Below are 23,952 nucleotides of genomic sequence, written 5' to 3'. Positions count from 1 at the left end.
AATCCATCAGTCCATCAGTGGGCTTGTGCAATCGGATCGAGCGCGCGGGCGTGCTCCACCTCCCAGCCCAGCGGTACCACATCGCCCACGGCCAGGGCCGGGTCGAGTTCGGCAATCGGCTGCTTCACGAAGAAGTCGGCCTTGCCGCAGACTTCCAGGCGCACCCGCACGTGATCGCCCAGGTAGATGAACTCGGCCACCCGGCCGGAGAAGCGGTTGACGCAGCTTTCGCTGTGGCCGTTGAGGCGCACGCGCTCGGGGCGAATCGACAGGGTGACCGGCTCGCCGGCCTGGCCGACGTTGACCGCCAGCGCCTCGACCCGCTCGCCGCGGCCCAACTGCACCTGGCAACGCTTGCCATCGCTGGCCAGCAGGGTGCCGTTGATACGGTTGTTCTCACCGATGAAGTTGGCGACGAAGGTGTTGCAGGGTTCTTCGTAGAGGGTGCGCGGGTCGGCGATCTGCTGGATCTCGCCCTGGTGGAACACCGCCACCCGGTCGGACATGGTCAGCGCCTCGCCCTGGTCATGGGTCACGTACACCACGGTCACGCCCAGACGCTGATGGATATGCTTGATTTCCATCTGCATGTGTTCGCGCAGTTGCTTGTCGAGGGCGCCGAGCGGTTCGTCCATCAACACCAGCTGGGGTTCGAACACCAAGGCCCGGGCCAGCGCCACGCGCTGCTGCTGGCCGCCGGACAGCTGCCCGGGGTAGCGCTTGGCGAAAGCATCGAGTTGGACCATGTTGAGCACACGCTTGACCCGCTCGCTGACGTCGGTCTTGCTCAGGTTGCGCACGGTCAGCGGGAAGGCCAGGTTCTCGGCCACGGTCATGTGCGGGAACAGCGCGTAGTTCTGGAACACCATGCCAATGTCGCGCTTGTGCGGCGGCACGTTGTTGATCGAGCGCCCGGCCAGCTGGATCTCGCCGGCGGTAGGGGTTTCGAAGCCGGCCAGCATCATCAGGCTGGTGGTCTTGCCCGAGCCGGAGGGGCCGAGCAGGGTCAGGAATTCACCCTTGCGAATGTCCAGGTTGAGGTCTTTGACGATCAGCGATTCGCCGTCGTAGCTCTTCTGTACACCACGGAAGCTGACCAGCGTCTCGTTCGAATTCGCCTCGCTCATGCCCTGCACCTTCTTGTTGGAATGACTGCGTAGGCAAAAGAGTAGAAGAGGCGCAAACGCCCGAAAATCGGGGGCACTGAGAGAATGCCATCATCCGGATGGAAGACTTGTTGTAGGGATCGCCCTACAAGGATGGCGCGTTTGGAATGCCAATCAGGGTTCACGCCGAGCCTGTGGGAGCGGGTTAACCCGCGAAGAGGCCGGTGCAGCCACCGAGATCAGCAGGTCAGGCCCATTCGCGGGTAAACCCGCTCCCACAGGGATATGGGCAAGGCCGCTGCACTGGCTGTCGCAACCAGAACACTCACACCAGCTTGTGCTCCATGGCGTACTTCACCAGCTCCGCCAGCGAGTTGACCTTGAGCTTCTGCATCAGCCGCGCCTTGTGGGTGCTGATGGTCTTGCTCGACAGCGCCAGCTGCAGGGCAATGTCGTTGACGTTGGCGCCCTGGGCCAGGCGCTCGAACACCGAGAACTCGCGCTCCGACAGTAGTGTGTGCAGCGGCCGGGTTTCGGTCAGGCCCACCTCGAACACCATGCGGTCGGCCAGGGCCGGGTCGATGTAACGCCCGCCCCCGGCCACCCGGCGGATGGCCGTGAGCAGCAGCGCCGGGTCGCTGTCCTTGGTGGCATAGCCCGCCGCACCGGCCTTGAGCGCCCGCGCCGCCATCTGCGCTTCGTCATGCATCGACAGCATCAGGATCGCCGGCGGGTTGTTCAGCGCGCGGATCCGCGGGATCGCCTCCAGGCCGTTCACCCCAGGCATGGAGATATCCAGCAGCACCACCTCGCAGGGCGTGTGGCGCAGGGTCTCGAGCAACTGCTCGCCATTGCCCGCCTCGCCCGCCACCTGCATGTCCTTGGCCAGGCCGATCAATTGCTTGATGCCTTCCCGGACGATGGTGTGGTCTTCGGCCACCAGCACTCGAATCACGATTGTTTCTCCTGCTTCAAAGGAATCGCCACGCTCAGGCTGGTGCCCTCGCCCGGTTCGCTGTCCAGGCTCATGCTGCCACCGAGCATCAACACCCGCTCACGCACACCCACCAGGCCGAACGACGTCGGCCGCGCCGCCTCCATGGCAAACCCCACGCCGTCGTCGATCACGGTCATGCGCAACTGCCCTGCCTCGTGCACCAGATCGATCTGCACCGTGTGCGCCTGGGCATGGCGCATCACGTTAGTCAGCGCCTCCTGCAGGATACGGAACAGGCCGATGGCCTTGGCATCACTCAAGGGTGGCAGATTGTCCGGCACCTGCACCAGACAGGGTATCTGCGTGCGCGCTTCAAAGCGCCGCGCCTGCCACTCGATGGCCGAGGCGATACCGGCGTCGAGGATCGGTGGGCGCAGGGCCGTGGCCACGTCGCGAACCAGCTGGAACAACTGGGCGATCAGGCGTTTCATGCTGGACAGGCGCTCGTTGAGAGCGGGGTCCAGTTCGGCGAACGCCAGCTCGCACATCGACACTTCAAGCTTGAGCACCGTCAGCATCTGCCCCAGTTCGTCGTGCACCTCGCGGGCAATCCGCGCCTTCTCCTCTTCGCGCACGCTCTCCAGGTGCGCCGACAACTCGCGCAGTTGCTCCTGGGACGCGGCCAGCGCCAACTCGGCCTGCTTGCCCTGGGTGATGTCCCAGACCACCCCGTCCCACACCACTCGGCCATCGGCCAGGCGCCGGGTGGTGGCCTTGATGTCGGCCCAGCGCTGCTCGCCCTGACGGGTGAGGATGCGGCCCTGCCACGACCAGTCCTGGTCAGTGGCCAGGGCCATGTCCTGAACCCGGTGATAATCGGCGCGGTCCTGCGGATGCACCAGGTTGCGCAGGCCCATGTCAGGGTGCTGGATCGCCGCCGGGGTGTAACCGACCAGCGCTTCGCTGCCTTCACTGATATAGGGGAACTCCAACTCGCCTTCGGCGGCGTCGCGCTCCAGGCGGAACACCAGCCCCGGCACGTTGCCGGCGATCCCCTTGAGCCGAGCTTCGCTTTCGCGCAGGGCGGCCAGCGCCCGGCGGCGCTCGGTGACATCGGTGAGGAACACCACCAGGTATTCGGCATCGCGAAAACGCAGGAACGACAGCGACAGGTCGACCGGCAGCAAGCTGCCATCGGCGCAGCGGCACTGGCTCTCGAACTGCAACTCGCCTTCGCCGCCACGGGCGCGCTTCCACAGCGCCAGCCAGCGGTCCATGGCCAGGGTGGGCTCGATGTCGATCAGCGGGCGCTCAAGCAAGGCGTTCTCGGCAAAACCGAGCATGCGTTCGGCGGCGTGGTTGGCGTAGCGCACGTGGCTGTCCCAGTTGACCCACAGAATCCCGACAGTGCTCTGGTCGATGGAGAACTGGCTCAGGCGCAGCGCCTGCTCGCGGGTCTGGCGCTCGGCCAGGCTCTCGCGTGCCGCCAGCAATCCGCGCTCCAGCCCTCGCTGTTGGCGACGCTGCCACACCAGCGTGGCCAGGGCGCACAACAGCAACAGGCCGAACAGCAAGGCGAGGTTCTGCCAGAAACCGGGCGATTCGGAGAAGCGCGGGTATTTCGGTTGCAGCCAGCGTTGGTGGATCTGCTCGAGGTCCTTGGCCGGCATGGCCTGCAGCCCACGCTCAAGGACGTCGGCCAACAGCGGCCAGTCGCGCCGCGAACCCACCCGTAGCAATTGCGGCAGGCCGATGTCACCGACCACGGCCAGCTCACCAAACTCACTCTCGCGGGACAGGCGACTGAGCTGCGCCTCGTCCAGCACGGCAAAACCGGCCTGCCCGCCCAGCACCAGTTGCAGGGCCTCACGCTCGTTGGGCACGCCTTGCAGGTTGAGGTTGCCGTAGTTGCCGCGCAGGTAGTCGGCGAGCCTGGATGGCATGCGCACCGCCACTCGGTCGTTGGCGCCGAGCTTCTCCAGGTCCACCGCCACCGCACCGCTGCGCAGGCCCACCACCAGTTGCGGCACGCGCATGTACGGGTCGCTGAACAACCAGTTGCGCAGGCTGGCGGGGGTCTGGGTCAGGCCTGGGGCAAAATCGATCTCGCCAGCTTGCAACGCGTGCTCCAGCGCCGCTTCATCGGTGAAACCGCGCCAGGTCAGGTCGAGCCTGAGGGCCTGGGCCAGCGCACTGACCAGCTCGACGTTGGCCCCGTAGAACTGCTGCAAACGCCTGTCGAACTGGGCATAGGGCGCTTGCAGCACCAGGCCGACCCGCAGGCTGCGATGCGCCTCCAGCCACTGTTGCTGGGCAGGCTCCAGCACTACCGAAGGCGGCGCCTCCGGGCGCGCCAAAGCGATCAAGGGTAGACACAACCAGCCGATAACCCACAGGCAACGCACTCGCTTCATCTCTACGCTCGTCTTGGCAAGGACGGCCACCTGACGTGGCCGTCGCGGACAAATACTATTAGGCTGCCGATAACTTTATGGCCTTGGACCGATCCATGCTCACACTCTATCGCACGACGCTGGCCATGTTCTGCCTGGCCGCGCTCCTGCCCCTCGGCGCGCAAGCGGCCGATGCCGAAAAAACCGATGCCGCCGCCGAGGCTGCCCCTGCCCCCGTAGTGCGCCCGGCGCTGGCCGAACGCAGCCAGGACGATGCCCTGGCCCTCGAGCGCCAGGTGCCCAAGGCCGAGCAGCAGACCCTGCAGGCCAACGGCGAACACTTCCTGGCGCTGTGGAAGCCGGCCAACGACAGCGACCCGAAAGGTGCGCTGATCATCGTCCCCGGTGCCGGCGAAAGCGCCGACTGGCCGACCACGGTCGGGCCGTTGCGCCGTGGCTTCCCCGATGTCGGCTGGCACACCTTGAGCGTGAGCCTTCCAGACCTGCTGGCCGAACGCCCGCAGGCGCGCGCCGAGGCCAAGCCCGCCGCAGAACCGGCCAAGGACGCAGGTGAAACAGCGCCGACCAAGGATACCCCCGCAGACGCCAACGCCAACGTTGCCCAGGCCACGGCCGCCGAGGCGGACACCGCCGAAAGCACCGACGCCGCCAAGGCCGACGAACACACCGACCAGGACGACGCCGAGCGCATCTTCGCCCGCCTGGATGCCGCCGTGGCCTATGCGCAACAGCAACAGGCACGCAGCATCGTGCTGCTGGGCAACGGCAGCGGCGCCTACTGGGCGGCGCGCTACCTCAGCGAAAAGCAGCCGCCAGAGGTACAGAAACTGGTGATGGTCGCGGCGCAGACGCCCGCACGGGTCGAGCACGACCTGCTGAGCCTCACCCCGACCCTGAAAGTGCCGACCGCCGACCTCTACTACACCTCGCGCCCCCAGGACCGCCTGGCCGCCGAGCAGCGCCTGCAGGCCAGCAAGCGGCAGAAGGACAGCGCGTACCGGCAGATTTCGCTGATGGCCATGCCGGGTAACAAGGCAGCGGAGCAAGAGCAGTTGCTACGTCGGGTTCGCGGCTGGCTGACACCGCAGGAACAGTGACGATCATCGCGGGGCGCCGATGCGAGCTTGCCCCGCGATAACTTAGTTAGAGGCCCCGCCGCTTGCGGATCAGGGCATAGGCCTGGTGCAGCTCGCGCGTGTGCTCGGTCGCCTCGCGCACCTTGGCCTCACTGGCACCACTGCCCACCAGCTTGTCGGGATGGTGCCGGCTAAGCAGTCGCCGATAGGCCTGCTTGACCTTGTCGGCCTCGGTGTCCGGCTCCACCCCAAGAAGACGCAGGGCAGCGGCATAGGTCATCACACCGCCTTCGACGGACGACCGCCGTGGCTCGTACTCCTTGGCCAGGGCCTGCACCTGCTGACGGCTGAGCCCAAGCTGCTCGCCCCAGCGCAGCAGCAGATCGTGCTCATGCCGGCCGGCCTTGCCATCCGCCCAGACCATTCGCCAGCAGGCGCGCAGGGTGCCCTCGGCGGCATGCGGCTGCAACTTGATCCGGCGCAGGTAATGACCCAACCGGCCCTTGCCCGACTTGCCCCGATTGAACGCGGCAATCGCCCGCAGCCGCGCGGGTTCCGCCAGGTCCAGCCGGGTCATTTCCTGACGCGCCTGCTGGATATGCCCCTCGGCAACCCGGCCATCGCTCTTGGCCAGACGCCCAAGCAGCACGAACAGCAACTCTTCGTCGCGCAGCGCCGGGCGCCCGCCCAGGCGCTCGCGCATGTCCTCCCATCCCTGCAGACGCAGGCGCCGATCCATGGCCTGGCCCAGCAGCGCCCCGAGCAAAGCCCCGGGGATACTGGCCATGGCGAAACCGGCCCCGGCACCAATCACTGTGCTTGGCCACCACATGTCAGGCGCGCTCGCCAATCAGGCGTTCGACATCGGCCAGGCGTTCGACAGTGCCGACATCAACCCAGTGCCCCCGGTAGTGCTCGCCACTCACCTGGCCCGCAGCCATGGCCTTGCGCAATAGCGGTGCGAGCTTGAAGGCGCCGGGTTGGCAAGCGTCGAACAGCGCCGGGTCGAGCACCGAGATACCGCTGAAAGTCAGGGTCCCGGGCGCGTCATCGCCATCAGTTACCTGCTCGCCCAGCAGACGGAAGTCGCCTCGCCCGTGGTGCCCGGGGTTGTCTACCAGCACCAGGTGCGCGAGCCCCTGCAACGGCGCCTGCAACGCGCTGAAGTCGTAGTCGGTCCAGATATCGCCGTTGACCAGCACGAACGGCGCATCACCCAGCAGCGGCAGCGCCTTGAAGATGCCGCCGCCGGTCTCCAGCGGTTCGCCTTCCGGCGAGTAGCGCAGGCGCAGGCCGAAGCGGCTGCCATCGCCCAGGTGATCCTCGATCTGCTGGCCGAGCCAGGCATGGTTGATGACCACTTCGGTGAAGCCGGCTCGGGCCAGCGCTTCCAGGTGGTATTCGATCAATGGCTTGCCGGCGGCCGGCACCAGCGGCTTGGGGGTGTGCAGGGTCAGTGGGCGCATGCGCTCGCCCTTGCCCGCCGCGAGGATCATTGCCTTCATGAATGGGCCCCGGCCTTGAGTTCGCTGATCAGCGCGCCCAGCTCGGCCAACTCCGGACGACGACCAATCACTTCATCTATATAGGCGAAGAAACGCGGTACGTCAGTGAGGTAGCGCGGTTTGCCGTCACGGTGACAGATGCGGGCGAAAATGCCGATCACCTTGAGGTGGCGCTGCACCCCCATCAGGTCGCTGGCGCGGTGGAAGTCCTCGAATGCCGGCTGTACTGGAATACCGGCAGCCTGGGCCTTTTGCCAGTAATCGCTGAGCCACCCCTCGACGCGGGCCTGGGGCCAGCTGAGGAAAGCGTCCTTGAACAGGCAGGTGATGTCGTAGGTGACCGGGCCGTAGACTGCGTCCTGGAAATCCAGCACGCCGGGGTTCGGCGTGCTTTGCATCAGGTTGCGCGGCATGTAGTCGCGGTGCACCAGTACTTTAGGTTGCGCCAGGGCGCTGTCGATCAACAGCTGGCTGACCCGCTGCCAGCTGGCCTGCTGGGCCTCGGTCAGCTTCGCGCCCAGCTCGCGGCCAACGTACCACTCCGGGAACAGCTCGACTTCGCGGCGCAGCAGCGCATCGTCGTAGCTAGGCAACGGGGCGTCCATCGGCAGGCGCTGGAACGCCAGCAAGGCTTCGATGGCGTCCTTGAACAAGGCATCGGCGTTGTCGGCATCGATGACGTCCAGGTAAGTCTGGCGCCCCATATCGCCCAAAAGCAGGAAGCCGCGCTCAAGGTCCTGGGCATGGATCTGCGGCACATGCACGCCCGCACTGGCCAGCAGGTGGTCGATGGCAACGAACGGGCGGCAGTTTTCCTGGGGTGGTGGCGCATCCATGACCACGAAGCTGTGGCCGGCGCCCTCCCAGCGGAAGTAGCGGCGGAAACTCGCATCGCTGCTGGCGGCGGTCAGGCTGCCGGCGGGCACGTCACCCCAGCCGTTGGTGCGAAATAGAATCTCGAGCTGCTCGGCGAGCCAGGCAGTCAGTTGTTGCAGACGTACATCTTGGTCGGGCATTACAAGGGTCTCCGACGGCGCTAGCCGTCAAGCGGGTCATGCTTTATTATCCAGCATCTTTTTCAGACCATCGAGAGGCGTGCGGCCCCCACACGCGGGCAGATGGCACGCAGGAAGCCCGGACTAATAAGATGGCATTGAAATCCCCCGCGTTTCGTAGAAAGTTTCCATTGCTGGTCACTGGCGGTCTGCTGGCCCTGCAACCTATGGCCATGCCGCATGCGTTAGCAGCCGAGCAGTTCGACTGCCAAGTGTCCGCTTCCGGCGGCTGGGACTGCAAGCCCAAGGCTGCCAGTAACCTGCCGCCTCGCCCGGTTCATCCGGGTGCCGCTGCCGCCAGTTCCGGTGATGAAACACCGGAGCAAGTAGCCCAGGAACAGGCCGACAAGCCGGTACTGGTTACCGAGAGCAAGGGCCGCGCCCTGAAATCGCGCAGCGAAGACTACAGCCACCTCGACTGGGTACCCCGCGAGAAGCTCACTGCCGCGCAACTGGCCGAGACCGGCCCGTACTGCGGTGGCGCCTATATCGAGCCAATCCGTCCGGGCATGGATGACACCACGCCCAAGGACGAAGCCCCGACCTACATCAACGCCAAGGTTTCCAAGTACCAGCAGGAGCAGCAGATCGCCACCCTCGCCGGTGACGTGGTCATGCGCCAGGGCAGCATGCAGGCCGAAGCGGACGAAGCCAACCTGTACCAGGCCGAGAACCGTGGCGAGCTCAAGGGCAACGTCAAGATCCGTGACAACGGCTCGCTGGTAGTCGGTGATGAGGCACAGATTCAGCTCGACACCGGCGAAGCCCGGGTCGACAACGCCGAATACGTGATGCACAAATCGCACATCCGCGGTAATGCGCTGTACGCCAAGCGCGCGGAAAACGCGATCATCCGCCTCAAGGACGGTACCTATACCACCTGTGAGCCGGGCAGCAACGCATGGCAGCTCAAGGGCAACAACATCACCCTCAACCCGGCCACCGGCTTTGGTACTGCCACCAACGTCACGCTGCGGGTCAAGGATTTCCCGGTCTTCTATACGCCGTACATCTACTTCCCGATCGATGATCGTCGGCAGTCCGGCTTCCTGCCGCCATCGTTCAGCAGCAGCAGCGATACCGGCTTCATGCTGGTCACCCCGTACTACTTCAACCTGGCGCCGAACTACGACGCCACGTTGTACCCGCGCTACATGGCCAAGCGCGGCATGCTCATGGAAGGCGAGTTCCGCTACCTGACCAAATCCAGCGAAGGTCAGTTCGGCGGCGCCTACCTGAGCGATCAGGACGACGACCGCAAGCTGCAGACGGACTACAAGAAAGAACGCTGGATGATCAACTGGCAGCACAAGGGCGGCCTGGATGATCGCCTGATGGGCGAGGTGGACTACACCGACATCAGCGACCCGTTCTACTTCCAGGACCTGGAATCGGACCAGATCGGTGTCGAGAGCCGGGACTACGTCAACCAGCGCGGCACGCTCAACTACCGTGGCGACGACTACACCGCCCGGTTGAATGTGCATGCCTACGAAATGGCGACCATTTCGCAGATCACCCCTTACGACAAGCTTCCACAGCTCTCGATCACCGGCTTGCTGCCGTATCACCCTGAAGGGCTCGATCTCAGCTACGAAGCCGAGGCCGTTCGCTTCGAACGTGACCTGAAGAACGATCTGGTGTTCGACAAGGATGGCCTGCCTGACAAGTCGCTCGGCCTCGTGACCGATGCTGACGGCAATGTCCTCGGCGGCCGCCGCCTTGACGAGAGCGTCACCGGCATCGCCCGTGCCAACGGTACCCGCCTGCACGCGGCACCGGCCATCAGCCTGCCGATGGAAGCGAGCTACGGCTACATCAAGCCGAAACTCAAGTACGCCGTCACCCGCTATGACCTCGACCTGGACAGCCAGGGCCAGGCCCAGGCGATCACGCAGTCGGGCCTTCCGGGCTATGGCAGCTACAACAGCACGCTGAACCGTGATATCCCGATCTTCAGCGTCGACAGCGGCCTGTACTTCGACCGCAACACACAGATGTTCGGCACCAATTACCGCCAGACCCTCGAGCCGAGACTGTTCTACCTCTACGTCCCGTACAAGGACCAGAAGGACATTCCGATCTTCGATACGAGCGAGCGCCTTTTCGACTACGCTTCGCTGTTCCGCGACAACCGCTTCAGCGGCACCGATCGCATCGGCGACGAAAACAAGCTGTCGCTGGGTGTGACCAACCGCTGGATCGAGGACAACGGCTTCCAGCGTCAGCGCTTCAGCATTGGCCAGGCGTTCTACTTCAAGGACCGCAAGGTCCAGTTGCCAGGCATCGACTACAGCACCCGCAAGGACAGCCTGTCGGACGTGTCACCGTACGCTCTGGAATACGAGTACGCCTTCAACCGCGACTGGCGCTTCAACTCGGACTTCAACTGGGACCCGGACAGCCGCAGCACTCGCTCGGGTAGCGCGATGTTCCACTACCAGCCTGAAGACAATCCGAACAAGATCGTCAACCTCGGCTACCGCTACCGCAACGACCTGATCACCTATGACTCGCTGACCGGCTTGTGGAAAGTTGGCGGCGGTGACTACGGCACTCCAGGCGAACCGGGCTACATCAAGGATTACTACAAGATCCAGCAGCACGACTTCTCGGTCATCTGGCCGATCGTTCCGCAGTGGAGCGTGATCGCGCGCTGGCAGCACGACTACAACCGCAACCGCACCCTGGAAGCCATGGGTGGTTTCGAGTACGACAACTGCTGCTGGAAGCTGCGCCTGATCAACCGCTACTGGATGGACTACGACGACTTCAGCCAGGCGGTCCCGGACAACGAGAAGGGCGACCACGGTATCTTCCTGCAAGTCGTGCTCAAGGGCCTCGGCGGTGTAGTGGGCAACAAGGTTGAGTCGTTCCTGGACAAAGGCATTCAAGGTTATCGTGAACGTGAAGACCAAGCTTATTGATCGTCTGCGCCCGCTGATGTTGGGCGCCGTTTTACTCAGCGGCGCGGCGCATGCCGCACCGCAGTCCCTGGACCGCGTGGTGGCCATCGTCGACAACGACGTGGTCATGCAGAGCCAACTGGACCAGCGCGTGCGTGAAGTCCAGCAGACCATCGCCAAGCGCGGTGGCGGCGTGCCGCCGGCCGGCGCGCTGGAGCAGCAGGTGCTGGAGCGCCTGATCGTCGAGAACCTGCAACTGCAGATCGGCGAGCGCTCGGGCATCCGCATCACCGATGAGGAGCTGAACCAGGCCGTCGGCACGATTGCCCAGCGCAATGGCATGTCGCCGGAGCAGTTCCGTGCTGCCCTGGCCCATGATGGCCTGTCGTTCGACGACGCCCGCGAACAGATCAAGCGCGAGATGATCATCAGCCGCGTACGTCAGCGTCGTGTCGCCGAACGCATCCAGGTGTCCGAGCAGGAAGTGAAGAACTTCCTCAACTCCGACCTCGGCAAGATGCAGATGTCGGAAGAATACCGCCTGGCCAACATCCTCATCCCGACCACGGAAGGCGCCAACTCGGAAGCCATCCAGGCGGCAGCTCGCCAAGCGGGCGGCGTCTACCAGCAGCTCAAGCAAGGCGCTGACTTCGGCCAACTGGCCATCGCACGCTCGGCCAGCGAGAACGCCCTGGAAGGCGGCGAGATGGGCTGGCGTAAAGCCGGCCAACTGCCACCGGACTTCGCCAAGATGCTCAGCAGCATGAGCGCCGGCGACGTCACCCAGCCTATTCGCATCCCCAACGGCTTCATCATCCTCAAGCTCGAGGAGAAACGTGGTGGCAGCGAGAGCGTGCTGCGTGACGAAGTGCATGTACGCCACATCCTGATCAAGCCAAGCGAGATCCGCAGCGAAGCCGCCACCAAGGAGCTCGCTGAAAAACTGTACGACCGGATCAACAGCGGCGAAGACTTTGCCACCCTGGCCAAGAGCTTCTCGGAAGACCCAGGCTCTGCACTCCACGGTGGCGACCTGAACTGGGTCGACCCGGACAGCCTGGTCCCGGAATTCCGCGAGCAGATGGCCGACGCCAAACAAGGCGTGGTGACCAAGCCGTTCCGCACCCAGTACGGCTGGCACGTGCTTGAAGTGCTGGGCCGCCGCGCCACCGACAGCACTGAAAAAGCCCGTGAGCAGCAGGCCATGAGCGTCCTGCGCAACCGCAAGTACGACGAAGAGCTGCAGACCTGGCTGCGCCAGATCCGCGACGAGGCCTACGTTGAAGTCAAGCTGCCTGGCGCTGACCAGGCCACCCAGTGAAGCCCCTGCGCTTTGCCGTTACACCCGGCGAACCAGCCGGCATAGGCCCCGACCTGTGCCTGCTGCTCGCCGCCGAGGCCCAGCCCCATCCCCTGATCGCCATCACCAGCCGTGACCTGCTCGCCGAGCGGGCCACGCAGCTGGGCCTGGCCGTCAGCCTGCTGGCCGTCACCCCGGACAACCTGCCCGAACACCCTGCCCCTGCCGGCAGCCTGTACGTCTGGGATACGCCCTTGGCCGCACCCGTGGCCGCCGGGCAACTGAACCAGGCCAACGCCGCATTCGTGCTGGAAACGCTGACACGCGCCGGGCAAGGCTGCCTTGACGGGCACTTTGCCGGGATGATCACCGCCCCGGTGCACAAAGGCGTGATCAACGAGAGCGGTATCGCCTTCTCCGGGCATACCGAGTTCCTTGCCGAGCTCACCCACACCGCACAGGTGGTCATGATGCTGGCCACCCATGGCCTGCGCGTGGCCCTGGTGACCACGCACCTGCCGCTGCGCGACATTGCCGACGCCATCACCGCCGAGCGCCTGGAGCGCGTGACCCGCATCCTGCATGCGGACATGCGTGACAAGTTCGGCATCGGCAAACCACGCATCCTGGTCTGCGGGCTCAACCCGCATGCCGGCGAAGGCGGCCACCTTGGCCGCGAAGAAATCGACATCATCGAGCCCGTACTGGAGCGCCTGCGTACCGAAGGCATGGACCTGCGCGGACCATTACCGGCCGATACCCTGTTTACCCCCAAATATCTGGAGCACTGCGACGCAGTGCTGGCGATGTACCACGACCAAGGCCTGCCCGTACTCAAGTACAAGGGCTTCGGCGCCGCGGTCAACGTGACGCTGGGCCTGCCGATCATCCGTACTTCGGTCGACCACGGCACCGCCCTGGACCTGGCCGGCACCGGCAAGATCGACACCGGCAGCCTGCGCGTCGCCCTGGAAACCGCCTACCAGATGGCCGAGAACCGACCATGACCGAGCATTACCAACACCGGGCGCGCAAGCGCTTCGGCCAGAATTTCCTGCATGACGCCGGAATCATCGACCGCATTCTGCGGGCGATCCACGCCAAGGCCGGCGAAAACCTGCTGGAAATCGGCCCTGGCCAGGGCGCCCTCACCGAGGGCCTGCTGAACAGCGGCGCACAACTGGACGTGGTGGAGCTGGACAAGGACCTGGTGCCGATCCTGCAACACAAGTTCGCCGGGCGTGACAATTTCCGCCTGCACCAGGGCGACGCCCTGAAGTTCGACTTCAATCAGTTGGGCGTACCGCAACGCAGCCTGAAGGTCGTGGGCAACCTGCCCTACAACATCTCCACGCCGCTGATCTTCCACCTGCTGGCACACGCCAACCTGATCCGCGACATGCATTTCATGCTGCAGAAGGAAGTGGTCGAGCGCATGGCCGCAGGGCCTGGCGGTGGTGACTGGGGGCGGTTGTCGATCATGGTGCAGTACCACTGCCGCGTGGAACACCTGTTCAACGTAGGCCCCGGCGCCTTCAACCCACCACCGAAGGTCGATTCGGCCATCGTGCGCCTGGTGCCCCATGAAGTGCTGCCTTACCCGGCCAAGGACCCTCTGCTGCTGGAGCGTGTCGTGCGCGAAGCGTTCAACCAGCGCCGCAAGACCCTGCGCAACACTCTCAAGGGCCTGCTCGACAGCCAGGCCATCGAGGCTGCAGGCGTCGATGGCAGCCTGCGCCCCGAGCAACTGGACCTGGCAGCGTTCGTGCGCCTGGCCGACAAGCTGGCCGAGCAGCAAGGCTGACCCCACGTCGCAACACAGGCTCGCTCCCGTGGGAGCGGGCTTGCCCCGCGATCAGCCATGACTGGCCCTCCCCCCCGCCAATGGCCTAGACTGCATTATTGCGTCAGTTCGCCCAAGGCCCTTGCATGTCCGACCCCCGCTACCAGATCGACGTCAGCGTCGTGACCCGCTACCTCAAAGAACAATCCGACCCCGAAAACAGTCGCTTCGCTTTCGCCTACACCATCACCGTGCAGAACAACGGCACGGTCAAGGCCAAGCTGATGTCACGTCACTGGCTGATCACCAATGGCGATGGCGAAGTCGAGGAAGTGCGCGGCGCCGGCGTGATCGGCCAACAACCGCTGATCGACCCAGGCCAGAGCCACACCTACAGCAGCGGGGCGGTCATCACCACCCGCGTTGGCACCATGCAGGGCAGCTATCAGATGTTCGCCGAAGACGGTAAACGCTTCGATGCCGAGATCGCACCCTTCCGCCTAGCCGTTCCCGGGGCCCTGCACTGATGGCCACTTACGCGGTCGGTGACCTGCAAGGCTGCCTGCAGCCGCTCAAGTGCCTTCTCGAACGTGTACGCTTCGACCCTGCCGTCGATCGCCTGTGGCTGGTGGGTGACCTGGTCAACCGCGGCCCCGAGTCGCTCGAAACGCTGCGCTACCTGTACTCCATCCGCCACGTCCTGGTGTGTGTGCTGGGTAACCACGACCTGCACCTGCTGGCCGCCTGGCATAACGTCGAGCGCCTGAAGAAGAGCGACACCCTGCGCGAAATCATCGAAGCGCCGGACGCCGACCAGCTGTTCGACTGGCTGCGCCAGCAGAAGCTGCTGCACTACGACGAGCCCCGTGGCATCGCCATGGTTCATGCCGGGATCCCGCCGCAATGGACCCTGGGCAGAGCGCTGGAGCTGGCTGCCGAAGTCGAGGAAGTGCTGCGCGACGACAATCGCCTGAAGCTCTACCTGGACGGCATGTACGGCAACGAGCCGAACAAGTGGAGCAAGGATCTCACCGGCGTCGAGCGCCTGCGGGTGATCACCAACTACTTCACCCGCATGCGCTTCTGCACCGCCGCCGGCAAGCTCGACCTCAAGACCAAGGAAGGCGCAGACAGCGCGCCAAAAGGCTACAAGCCATGGTTCGACCACCCCGACCGTCGTGCGCGCCATGTGAAGATCATCTTCGGCCACTGGGCCGCCCTTGAAGGCCGCGTCGATGCGCGGGGTGTCATCGCCCTGGACACCGGCTGCGTCTGGGGTGGCGCCATGACCCTGTACAACGTCGACAGCGGCGAGTACCACCGCTGCGACTGCACCCGCGAGGGCACCCCTCGCCTGCCGGCAGCACCGGCCGCCCCTACCGATCAGCCCTGAAGGAACCGCCCCCATGAGCGAATTCAAGCGCATCCCCCCCGAGCAGGCCCACGCCCTGCGTAAACAAGGCGCGGTCGTGGTCGACATTCGCGACCCACAAGCCTATGCCGCCGGCCACATCAGCGGCGCCACTCATCTGGATAACCACTCGGTTGCCGACTTCATCCGCAACGCCGACCTCGACGCACCTACACTGGTAGTCTGCTACCACGGCAACTCCAGCCAGAGCGCCGCCGCCTATCTCGTCGGCCAGGGCTTTTCCAACGTCTACAGCATCGACGGAGGCTTCGAGCTGTGGCGCAGCACCTACCCGGGCGAAACCGCCCAGGGCAGCGCTGAATAATTTTTTTCATTTTTCCTGCAGCCCGCGTTCCGTGCGGGCTCGCGACCGACCTGACGAACGGTCGCAGATGTCTTCTTCGCCCCCCGCCCTTGACCTCTCGTATAACCAACTATCCTTAAGCCCAGGCCATCCAAAAAAGGGGAGAGCCGGTACACCGGCGTGCGGGTCATCGGTAGCGTTTCAGGGTGTTCTGGGGGGTATACAGCAACCGGCAAAAACCGGTTGCATGCCAGCATCGGCTGACTGATCCGGCGTCGTCTCCACGTATCGAGCGAGGTGACGTCATGAGCATTTTTAGCCACTTCCAACAACGTTTCGAGTCCACCCGCCAGGAAGAACTCACGCTGCAGGAGTACCTCGAGCTGTGCAAAGAGGATCGCAGCGCCTATGCCTCGGCGGCCGAGCGGCTGTTGCTGGCCATCGGCGACCCAGAGCTGATCGACACCTCAAGCAACTCCAGGCTGTCGCGGATCTTCTCCAACAAGGTGATCCGCCGCTATCCGGCCTTTGCCGACTTCCACGGGATGGAAGAATGCATCGACCAGATCGTCTCCTACTTCCGCCATGCCGCCCAAGGCCTGGAAGAGAAGAAGCAGATCCTCTACCTGCTGGGCCCGGTGGGCGGCGGTAAATCGTCGCTGGCCGAGAAACTCAAGCAGCTGATGGAAAAAGTACCTTTCTATGCCATCAAGGGCTCGCCGGTATTCGAGTCACCGCTGGGGTTGTTCAACGCCACCGAAGATGGCGCGATTCTCGAAGAAGAGTACGGCATCAACCGCCGCTACCTGAACACCATCATGTCGCCCTGGGCCACCAAACGCCTGCAGGAGTTCGGCGGTGATATCAGCAAGTTCAAGGTGGTCAAGCTCTATCCTTCGATCCTCAACCAGATCGCCATCGCCAAGACCGAACCCGGTGACGAGAACAACCAGGACATCTCTGCTCTGGTCGGCAAGGTGGATATCCGCAAGCTCGAAGAATTCCCGCAGAACGACGCCGATGCCTACAGCTATTCGGGCGCGCTGTGCCGGGCCAACCAGGGCCTGATGGAATTCGTCGAGATGTTCAAGGCGCCGATCAAGGTCCTGCACCCGTTGCTCACCGCCACCCAGGAAGGCAACTACAACAGCACCGAAGGCCTCGGGGCCATCCCCTATACCGGTATCCTGCTGGCCCACTCCAACGAATCGGAGTGGCACACCTTCCGCAACAACAAGAACAACGAAGCCTTCATCGACCGTATCTACATCGTCAAGGTGCCTTACTGCCTGCGGGTCAGCGACGAGATCAAGATCTACGACAAACTGTTGGTCAACAGCTCGCTGGCCAAGGCCCACTGCGCGCCCGACACCCTCAAGATGCTGGCCCAGTTCACCGTGCTTTCGCGGCTCAAAGAGCCGGAAAACTCCAACATCTATTCGAAGATGCGGGTCTATGACGGTGAGAATCTCAAGGACACCGACCCCAAGGCCAAATCGATCCAGGAGTACCGCGACTCGGCAGGCGTCGACGAGGGCATGAACGGCCTGTCGACCCGCTTCGCCTTCAAGATCCTGTCCAAGGTGTTCAACTTCGACCCGCACGAAATCGCGGCCAACCCGGTGCACCTGCTGTATGTGCTGGAGCAGCAGATCGAGCAGGAGCAATTCCCGGCCGAAGTGCGCGAACGCTACCTGCGCTACCTCAAGGAATACCTGGCGCCGCGCTACATCGAGTTCATCGGCAAGGAAATCCAGACCGCCTACCTCGAGTCCTACAGCGAGTACGGCCAGAACATCTTCGACCGCTACGTGCTGTATGCCGATTTCTGGATTCAGGACCAGGAGTACCGCGACCCGGAAACCGGCGAGATCCTCAACCGCATCGCCCTCAACGAAGAGCTGGAGAAGATCGAGAAACCGGCCGGCATCAGCAATCCGAAGGACTTCCGCAACGAAATCGTCAACTTCGTGCTGCGCGCCCGGGCCAACAACAATGGCAAGAACCCCAGCTGGCTCAGCTACGAGAAGCTGCGGGTGGTCATCGAGAAGAAAATGTTCTCCAACACCGAGGACCTGCTGCCGGTCATCAGCTTCAATGCCAAGGCCAGCAAGGAGGATCAACAGAAGCACAACGACTTCGTCACCCGGATGGTCGAGCGTGGCTACACCGACAAACAGGTGCGCCTGCTGTCGGAATGGTACCTGCGGGTCCGCAAATCGCAATAAAGCGGCAAGCGACAAGCCGCAAGCTGCAAGCCGCGCAGCGCCAGGGCGAGCTCTGGCGCTACGGCTTTCAGCAGCGGTGGCTGCTCCATCTTGCAGCTTGAAGTCAGTAGCTGCATCCAGTCACCGGAGGGATCATGAGCTACGTAATCGACCGACGCCTTAACGGCAAGAACAAGAGCACGGTCAACCGCCAGCGTTTTCTGCGGCGGTACCGTGAGCACATCAAGAAAGCCGTCGAAGAGGCCGTTAGCCGCCGCTCCATCATGGACATGGAGCATGGCGAGCAGATCAGCATCCCGGGCCGTGACATCGACGAACCGGTGCTGCACCACGGTCGCGGCGGCAAGCAGACCATCGTCCACCCCGGCAACAAAGAGTTCACTGCAGGTGAGCATATCGCTCGGCCACAAGGCGGCGGTGGGGGTGGCGGGCGCGGCAAGGCCGGCAACTCCGGCGAGGGCATGGACGATTTCGTCTTCCAGATCACCCAGGAAGAGTTTCTCGAATTCATGTTCGAGGACCTTGAGCTGCCCAACCTGGTCAAACGCCACCTGACCGGTGCCGACACCTTCAAGACCGTGCGCGCCGGGATCGCCAACGAAGGCAACCCCTCGCGCATCAACATCGTGCGCACCCTGCGTTCGGCCCATGCCCGGCGCATCGCCCTGACGGGCAGCAGCCGCGCACTGTTGCGCGAAGCACAAAAGGAGCTGGATCGGCTGAAAGTCGAGGAGCCCGACAATTTCACCGACATCCAGGAAACCGAGGCCGAGATCGAGCGGCTCAAGGCACGTATCAACCGCCTGCCGTTCCTCGATACCTTCGACCTCAAGTACAACCTGCTGGTCAAGCAGCCCAACCCCAGCTCCAAGGCGGTGATGTTCTGCCTGATGGACGTTTCCGGCTCCATGACCCAGGCCACCAAGGACATCGCCAAACGCTTTTTCATCCTCTTGTACTTGTTCCTCAAGCGGAACTATGACCGCATCGAGGTAGTGTTCATCCGGCACCACACCAGTGCCCGCGAAGTCGACGAGGAAGAATTCTTCTACTCCCGCGAAACCGGCGGCACCATCGTTTCCAGTGCGCTCAAGCTGATGCAGGAAATCATGGCTGAGCGCTACCCGGCCAGCGACTGGAACATCTACGCCGCCCAGGCGTCCGACGGTGACAACTGGAACGACGACTCGCCGATCTGCCGCGACATCCTGTCCAAGCAGATCATGCCGCACGTGCAGTACTACACTTATGTCGAAATCACCCCGCGCGAGCATCAGGCGCTGTGGTACGAATACGAGCGCATCGGCGAGGGTTTCCCCGACACCTTTGCCCAGCAACAGTTGGTATCGGCCGGCGACATCTACCCGGTCTTCCGTGAACTCTTCCAGCGCAGGTTAGCCACATGACCGCCAGAGAGCAGAGACGCCAACCCATTTCCACCGGCTCCGAATGGACATTCGAGCTGATCCAGACCTACGACCGTGAGATCAGTCGCCTGGCCGCGCGTTACGCGCTGGATACCTACCCAAACCAGATCGAAGTGATCACCGCCGAGCAAATGATGGACGCCTATGCGTCCGTGGGCATGCCGTTGGGTTATCACCACTGGTCCTATGGCAAGCAATTTCTCAGTACCGAGAAATCCTACAGCCGTGGGCAGATGGGCCTGGCCTACGAGATCGTGATCAATTCCGACCCGTGCATCGCCTACCTGATGGAAGAGAACACCATGTGCATGCAGGCACTGGTGATCGCCCATGCCTGCTATGGTCACAACAGTTTCTTCAAGGGCAACTACCTGTTCCGTACCTGGACAGACGCAAGTTCCATCATCGACTACCTGGTATTCGCCAAGCAGTACATCGCCCAGTGCGAGGAGCGCCACGGCATCGACGCTGTCGAGGACCTGATCGACTCCTGCCACGCCCTGATGAACTATGGCGTCGACCGCTACAAACGCCCCTACCCGATCTCGGCCGAAGAGGAACGCCGCCGGCAGAAGGAGCGCGAAGAACACCTGCAGCGGCAGATCAACGACCTGTGGCGCACCATCCCCAAAGGCACCGAAAAGGGCGGCGAGCGCGACGATGCGCGCTTCCCTGCCGAACCTCAGGAAAACATCCTGTATTTCATCGAGAAACACGCGCCGCTGCTCGAACCCTGGCAGCGTGAAGTGGTGCGCATCGTGCGCAAGATTGCGCAGTATTTCTACCCGCAGCGCCAAACCCAGGTGATGAACGAGGGCTGGGCGACCTTCTGGCACTACACCCTGATGAACGACCTGTACGACGAAGGACTGATCACCGAAGGCTTCATGATGGAGTTCCTTCAGTCGCACACCAGCGTGGTGTTCCAGCCGGGCTTCGACAGCCCCTATTACAGCGGCATCAACCCCTATGCCCTGGGGTTTGCCATGTACACCGACATCCGCCGTATCTGCGAAAACCCGACGGAAGAGGATCGCCGCTGGTTCCCGGACATTGCCGGCAGTGACTGGCTTTCCACCCTCAAATTCGCCATGAGCAGCTTCAAGGACGAGAGTTTCATCCTGCAGTACCTGTCACCGAAAGTGATGCGCGACCTCAAGCTGTTCAGCATTCTCGACGACGACCAGCGCGACGATCTGCTGGTGCCGGCGATCCATGACGAGGATGGCTATCGCACCATCCGTGAACAGTTGGCCGCCCAGTACAACCTGGGCAACCGTGAACCCAACGTGCAGATCTGGAGCATCGACCGCCGCGGCGACCGCTCCCTGACCCTGCGCCATCAGCAGCACAACCGTAAACCACTGGGCGACTCCACCGACGAAGTACTCAAGCACCTGCACCGCCTATGGGGCTTCGACATCCACCTCGAGACCGTTCAGGGCGACCAGGTGATGAAAACCCACCACATGCCGCCCCGCAGCGAACACGGCGAGGCCGGCGACTACGGGCGCATGGACCTGGCCGTGGTGCACCACCTCTAGCGCAGCGCCCCTCCATTGCTGCCGACAAGGTATCCTGTCGCCAGTAATGGAGGTTCCACATGCAGATCTACAAGGTTGGCGGTGCCGTGCGCGACCGCTTGCTCGGCCGCCCGGTCAGTGACATCGACTGGTTGGTGGTCGGCGCCACGGTCGAACAGATGCAGGCCCAGGGCTTTCGCCCCGTCGGTGCCGATTTCCCGGTATTCCTTCACCCGAAGACGGGCGAGGAATACGCCTTGGCCCGCACCGAGCGCAAAAGTGGCCGTGGCTATGGCGGTTTCACCTTTCACGCCAGCCCGGATGTCACCCTCGAAGAAGACCTGATTCGTCGCGACCTGACCATCAATGCCATGGCCGAGGACGAACAGGGCACGCTGTACGATCCCTACCACGGCAAACGCGACCTGGATGAACGCGTCCTTCGCCACGTTTCCCCGGCGTTCGCCGAAGATCCCCTGCGGGTACTACGTGTTGCCCGTTTTGCTGCCCGCTACGCGCCCTTGGGTTTCAAGGTCGCCGAAGAAACCTTGGGGCTGATGCGCCAGATTGCCGAGTCGGGCGAACTACAGGCGCTGACCGCCGAGCGCAGCTGGAAAGAGATCGAGCGTGCGCTGATGGAACCCGAGCCGCAGGTGTTCATTGAAGTGCTGCGTAGCTGTGGTGCGCTTGTGGAACTGATGCCCGAGCTTGCGCACGGCGCTGACACATTGCCGGCGCTGCACCAGGCGGCAAGGCGTCAGCAGCCGCTGCCGGTGCGCTGGGCGTGCCTGCTGCGAGGGCTGCAGCCTGCCGCGATCAAGGCACTCAACCAGCGCCTCAAAGCCCCGCGCGAATGCCAGGAACTGGCGGCGCTGGTGGGGGAGTTTGCCGAACGAGCGGACCATGCTCTGGCGTTGGAGCCTGCAAGCCTGCTGGAGATGCTGCAGAAGTTCGACGTGTACCGGCGGCCGCAGCGCTTCGAGGACTTCATCGCCGCGTGCGAGATGGCGACGCTGGGCTCAGGTTATCCACAAGGCGAGTACTTGCGCGGGGCCGCAGAGGCGGCGCGTGCCGTGGATGTGAAGCCATTGCTGGAAACCGGGCTTACCGGCCAGGGCCTGGGCGAAGCGCTCAAGGCCGAGCGCCTGAAGTCACTCGAAGCCTACAAGTCGGCTTAATCTGCCCGGCCTCTTCGCCGCTCCCACAGGCAGAGTGCAGGACTTGAGTTCGGCGCGGTCAGGTGGGAGCAAGTGTCTTATGTCGTCAGTACTGGCCTCATCGCTGACAAGCCAGCTCCCACAGGTACGATGCTTACCTCGAGGTGAGCGCGATCCATGTGGGAGCGGCTTTAGCCGCGAACACCGGCAGAGCCGGTGCCATCCACCGCGTCGCTTGCTTCGCGGCTAAAGCCGCTCCCACCTGACCGCGCCGAACTCAAGACCTGCTCTATGCCCGCGAAGGGGCGGCGCAGGCTCACGCTGGGGTCAACTGCAACCCACGCCACTCGAACGGCACCGGCGCCAGCACCTGTTCGATGCTCGCCTCATGCCACAGCTGTGCCATGCTTTTCCCGGCGCCTGGATGCATCAGCGTCGGCGCAAGCAGCGATAGCGGCCACAGTACAAAGGCATTTTTCAGGATTTCCGCACGCGGCAGCACCAACCCATCGAAGGTGCCGTGCAGATCACCGTACATCAGCACATCGATATCCAGCGGCAAACCCTTGCGGTCCGGCGCATATCGGCCATTTTCCGCCTCGATGAACTTGAGCCGACGGTCGAACTCCAGCAGCGGCAACTCGGTTTGCCCGCGCACCACCAGGTTGTAGAACGGGCCGCTCTTGATGCCCACCGCCTGGCTCTCGAACACTGCCGAACACTGCATGCCGCTGAGCATGCCAGCCAACGCATCGAGCCCCGCACACAAGTGCCGCTCGCGGTCGATGTTGCTGCCCAGGCCGAGGTAAACCGTGTTCAGAGACATCCGCGCTCGATCTCCACGCCAACGCCGCCGCGAGCCGCCGGCACTGCGCCCGGCTTGGTGAGCTTGAGGCGCACCCAGGGGATGTTGAACTCGGCCATCAGCACCGCCACCAGGCGCTCGGCGAACGTCTCGACCAGCTCGAAGCGAGCCTGCTCGGCAAACGCCTGGACCCGCGCCGAAACACTGGCATAGTCCAGTGCCAACGACAGGTCATCACCGGCAGCGGCCGGGCGGTTGTCCCAGGCGAAACTCAGGTCCAGGCGCAGGCACTGGCGAATATCCCGCTCCCAGTCGTAGGCGCCGATCACGGTATCGACTTCCAGGCCTTCGATGAACACTCTGTCCAAGCACTTCTCTCCACAGCACGACAAGGGCGACGGGCGCCGTTAGAATCAGGGCGTCCTCGCCCGGAATAGTTAGCATGTTTTGGTCACTGGCGCTGCTTGCCTACCTGCTCGGCTCTCTGTCCTTTGCCATCGTCCTGAGCCGCCTCAGCGGCAGCCCCGACCCCCGTTCCAGCGGCTCGGGCAATGCCGGCGCCACCAACATGCTGCGCCTGGCCGGGCGCAAGCTGGCGATCCTGACGCTGCTGGGCGACCTGTGCAAGGGCATGCTGCCAGTGCTGCTGGCACGCCTGGCCGAGCTGGACCTGCAAGAGCAGGCCTGGGTCGGTATCTGCGCGGTAGTCGGCCATCTGTTCCCGATCTACTTCCGCTTCAAGGGCGGCAAGGGTGTGGCCACTGCCGCTGGCATGCTCATGGCCCTGTACTTGCCGGCCGCCCTGCTTGCCATCGGCGCCTGGCTGCTGACCTTCTACCTCACCCGCACCAGCTCGTTGGCCGCGCTGATCGCCACGCCCCTCACCCTGCCACTGCTGGCCTGGCGCGAGCCAGCAGCCCTGCTACCTATGACTGTGCTCACGGTGATGATCGTCTGGCGCCATCGCAACAATCTGCGTGACTTGTTTGCCGGGCGCGAACGGCATTTCTGAAAC

The 23,952-nt window shown here is 63.7% G+C and carries 21 protein-coding genes; 13 read left to right on the top strand and 8 right to left on the bottom strand.

What is annotated here, in order from left to right; translation table 11 throughout:
- Positions 1-14 precede the first annotated feature (14 nt).
- From LOY51_RS02315 to LOY51_RS02305, 3 genes are all read right to left on the bottom strand, one after another.
- Positions 15-1,127 carry an ABC transporter ATP-binding protein gene (locus LOY51_RS02315; protein WP_110994274.1) on the bottom strand — a complete coding sequence of 371 codons (1,113 nt, stop codon included), beginning with the start codon at positions 1,125-1,127 and terminating at the stop codon, positions 15-17.
- 304 nt (positions 1,128-1,431) lie between these two features.
- On the bottom strand, positions 1,432-2,064 hold the full coding sequence (locus LOY51_RS02310; protein ID WP_172670942.1) for a response regulator: 633 nt from the start codon (positions 2,062-2,064) through the stop codon (positions 1,432-1,434).
- Complete coding sequence (locus LOY51_RS02305) at positions 2,058-4,457, bottom strand: PAS domain-containing sensor histidine kinase (protein WP_125462357.1); 2,400 nt, start codon at positions 4,455-4,457, stop codon at positions 2,058-2,060. The genes LOY51_RS02310 and LOY51_RS02305 overlap by 7 nt, the downstream gene beginning before the upstream one ends.
- Positions 4,458-4,552: 95 nt before the next feature.
- Here LOY51_RS02305 and LOY51_RS02300 point away from each other — a divergent pair, with 95 nt between their 5' ends.
- Positions 4,553-5,554, top strand: a complete 1,002-nt coding sequence (locus tag LOY51_RS02300) for an alpha/beta hydrolase family protein (protein WP_258644194.1) — start codon at positions 4,553-4,555, stop codon at positions 5,552-5,554.
- 46 nt (positions 5,555-5,600) lie between these two features.
- Here the strand turns inward: LOY51_RS02300 and LOY51_RS02295 are convergent, their stop codons facing one another.
- Genes LOY51_RS02295 through LOY51_RS02285 form a run of 3 tightly spaced genes read right to left on the bottom strand, consistent with a single transcriptional unit; the run spans position 5,601 to position 8,054 of the window.
- Positions 5,601-6,365 (bottom strand): TerB family tellurite resistance protein, encoded by a 765-nt coding sequence (locus LOY51_RS02295; RefSeq protein WP_125462355.1) that lies wholly within the window; start codon positions 6,363-6,365, stop codon positions 5,601-5,603.
- A gap of 1 nt (position 6,366) precedes the next feature.
- Positions 6,367-7,038, bottom strand: a complete 672-nt coding sequence (gene murU / locus LOY51_RS02290; protein ID WP_125462354.1) for an N-acetylmuramate alpha-1-phosphate uridylyltransferase MurU — start codon at positions 7,036-7,038, stop codon at positions 6,367-6,369.
- On the bottom strand, positions 7,035-8,054 hold the full coding sequence (locus LOY51_RS02285; RefSeq protein ID WP_258644193.1) for an aminoglycoside phosphotransferase family protein: 1,020 nt from the start codon (positions 8,052-8,054) through the stop codon (positions 7,035-7,037). Before LOY51_RS02285 ends, murU begins: the two co-directional genes overlap by 4 nt.
- Positions 8,055-8,185: 131 nt before the next feature.
- On the opposite strand from LOY51_RS02285, the gene LOY51_RS02280 reads away from it, so the two are divergent.
- The 11 genes from LOY51_RS02280 (at position 8,186) to LOY51_RS02230 (ending at position 22,153) form a co-directional block, all read left to right on the top strand.
- The gene (locus LOY51_RS02280) at positions 8,186-11,020 is read left to right on the top strand and encodes an LPS-assembly protein LptD (protein WP_125857214.1); all 2,835 of its coding nucleotides are present in this window, start codon (positions 8,186-8,188) and stop codon (positions 11,018-11,020) included.
- Entirely contained in the window at positions 11,001-12,320 is a 1,320-nt protein-coding gene (gene surA / locus LOY51_RS02275; protein ID WP_258644192.1) for a peptidylprolyl isomerase SurA, read from the top strand. Before LOY51_RS02280 ends, surA begins: the two co-directional genes overlap by 20 nt.
- A complete protein-coding gene (gene pdxA, locus LOY51_RS02270; protein WP_125857213.1) occupies positions 12,317-13,306 on the top strand; it encodes a 4-hydroxythreonine-4-phosphate dehydrogenase PdxA in 990 nt (329 codons plus the stop codon). Before surA ends, pdxA begins: the two co-directional genes overlap by 4 nt.
- Positions 13,303-14,103, top strand: a complete 801-nt coding sequence (gene rsmA / locus LOY51_RS02265; protein WP_125462349.1) for a 16S rRNA (adenine(1518)-N(6)/adenine(1519)-N(6))-dimethyltransferase RsmA — start codon at positions 13,303-13,305, stop codon at positions 14,101-14,103. The genes pdxA and rsmA overlap by 4 nt, the downstream gene beginning before the upstream one ends.
- A 125-nt stretch (positions 14,104-14,228) precedes the next feature.
- On the top strand, positions 14,229-14,609 hold the full coding sequence (gene apaG / locus LOY51_RS02260; protein ID WP_125462348.1) for a Co2+/Mg2+ efflux facilitator ApaG/CorD: 381 nt from the start codon (positions 14,229-14,231) through the stop codon (positions 14,607-14,609).
- Complete coding sequence (locus LOY51_RS02255) at positions 14,609-15,475, top strand: symmetrical bis(5'-nucleosyl)-tetraphosphatase (protein WP_125857212.1); 867 nt, start codon at positions 14,609-14,611, stop codon at positions 15,473-15,475. Before apaG ends, LOY51_RS02255 begins: the two co-directional genes overlap by 1 nt.
- A gap of 13 nt (positions 15,476-15,488) precedes the next feature.
- Positions 15,489-15,818, top strand: a complete 330-nt coding sequence (gene glpE / locus LOY51_RS02250) for a thiosulfate sulfurtransferase GlpE (protein ID WP_258644191.1) — start codon at positions 15,489-15,491, stop codon at positions 15,816-15,818.
- Between the two features lie 284 nt (positions 15,819-16,102).
- On the top strand, positions 16,103-18,025 hold the full coding sequence (locus tag LOY51_RS02245; protein WP_125462345.1) for a PrkA family serine protein kinase: 1,923 nt from the start codon (positions 16,103-16,105) through the stop codon (positions 18,023-18,025).
- A gap of 134 nt (positions 18,026-18,159) precedes the next feature.
- Positions 18,160-19,431, top strand: coding sequence for a YeaH/YhbH family protein (locus LOY51_RS02240; RefSeq protein WP_125462344.1), 1,272 nt, complete (start codon positions 18,160-18,162; stop codon positions 19,429-19,431).
- The gene (locus tag LOY51_RS02235) at positions 19,428-20,996 is read left to right on the top strand and encodes a SpoVR family protein (protein WP_110994289.1); all 1,569 of its coding nucleotides are present in this window, start codon (positions 19,428-19,430) and stop codon (positions 20,994-20,996) included. Before LOY51_RS02240 ends, LOY51_RS02235 begins: the two co-directional genes overlap by 4 nt.
- A gap of 59 nt (positions 20,997-21,055) precedes the next feature.
- Positions 21,056-22,153: a multifunctional CCA addition/repair protein gene (locus LOY51_RS02230; protein WP_258644190.1), complete on the top strand. Its 1,098-nt coding sequence runs from the start codon at positions 21,056-21,058 to the stop codon at positions 22,151-22,153.
- Between the two features lie 295 nt (positions 22,154-22,448).
- On the opposite strand, the gene folK is transcribed toward LOY51_RS02230, so the two are convergent.
- Together folK and folB are read right to left on the bottom strand one after the other, a co-directional pair.
- On the bottom strand, positions 22,449-22,958 hold the full coding sequence (folK, locus tag LOY51_RS02225) for a 2-amino-4-hydroxy-6-hydroxymethyldihydropteridine diphosphokinase (RefSeq protein WP_125462341.1): 510 nt from the start codon (positions 22,956-22,958) through the stop codon (positions 22,449-22,451).
- Entirely contained in the window at positions 22,949-23,305 is a 357-nt protein-coding gene (gene folB / locus LOY51_RS02220) for a dihydroneopterin aldolase (protein WP_110994292.1), read from the bottom strand. The genes folK and folB overlap by 10 nt, the downstream gene beginning before the upstream one ends.
- Positions 23,306-23,379: 74 nt before the next feature.
- Between folB and plsY the strand changes: the two genes are divergently transcribed.
- Positions 23,380-23,949 (top strand): glycerol-3-phosphate 1-O-acyltransferase PlsY, encoded by a 570-nt coding sequence (plsY, locus tag LOY51_RS02215; protein WP_258644189.1) that lies wholly within the window; start codon positions 23,380-23,382, stop codon positions 23,947-23,949.
- Positions 23,950-23,952 lie beyond the last annotated feature (3 nt).

The organism is Pseudomonas sichuanensis, from assembly GCF_024749065.1.
Classification (GTDB): Bacteria; Pseudomonadota; Gammaproteobacteria; order Pseudomonadales; family Pseudomonadaceae; genus Aquipseudomonas; species Aquipseudomonas sichuanensis.
The sequence above is the reverse complement of the archived record's forward strand: the minus strand, read 5'-3'. Positions and strand labels throughout refer to the sequence as shown.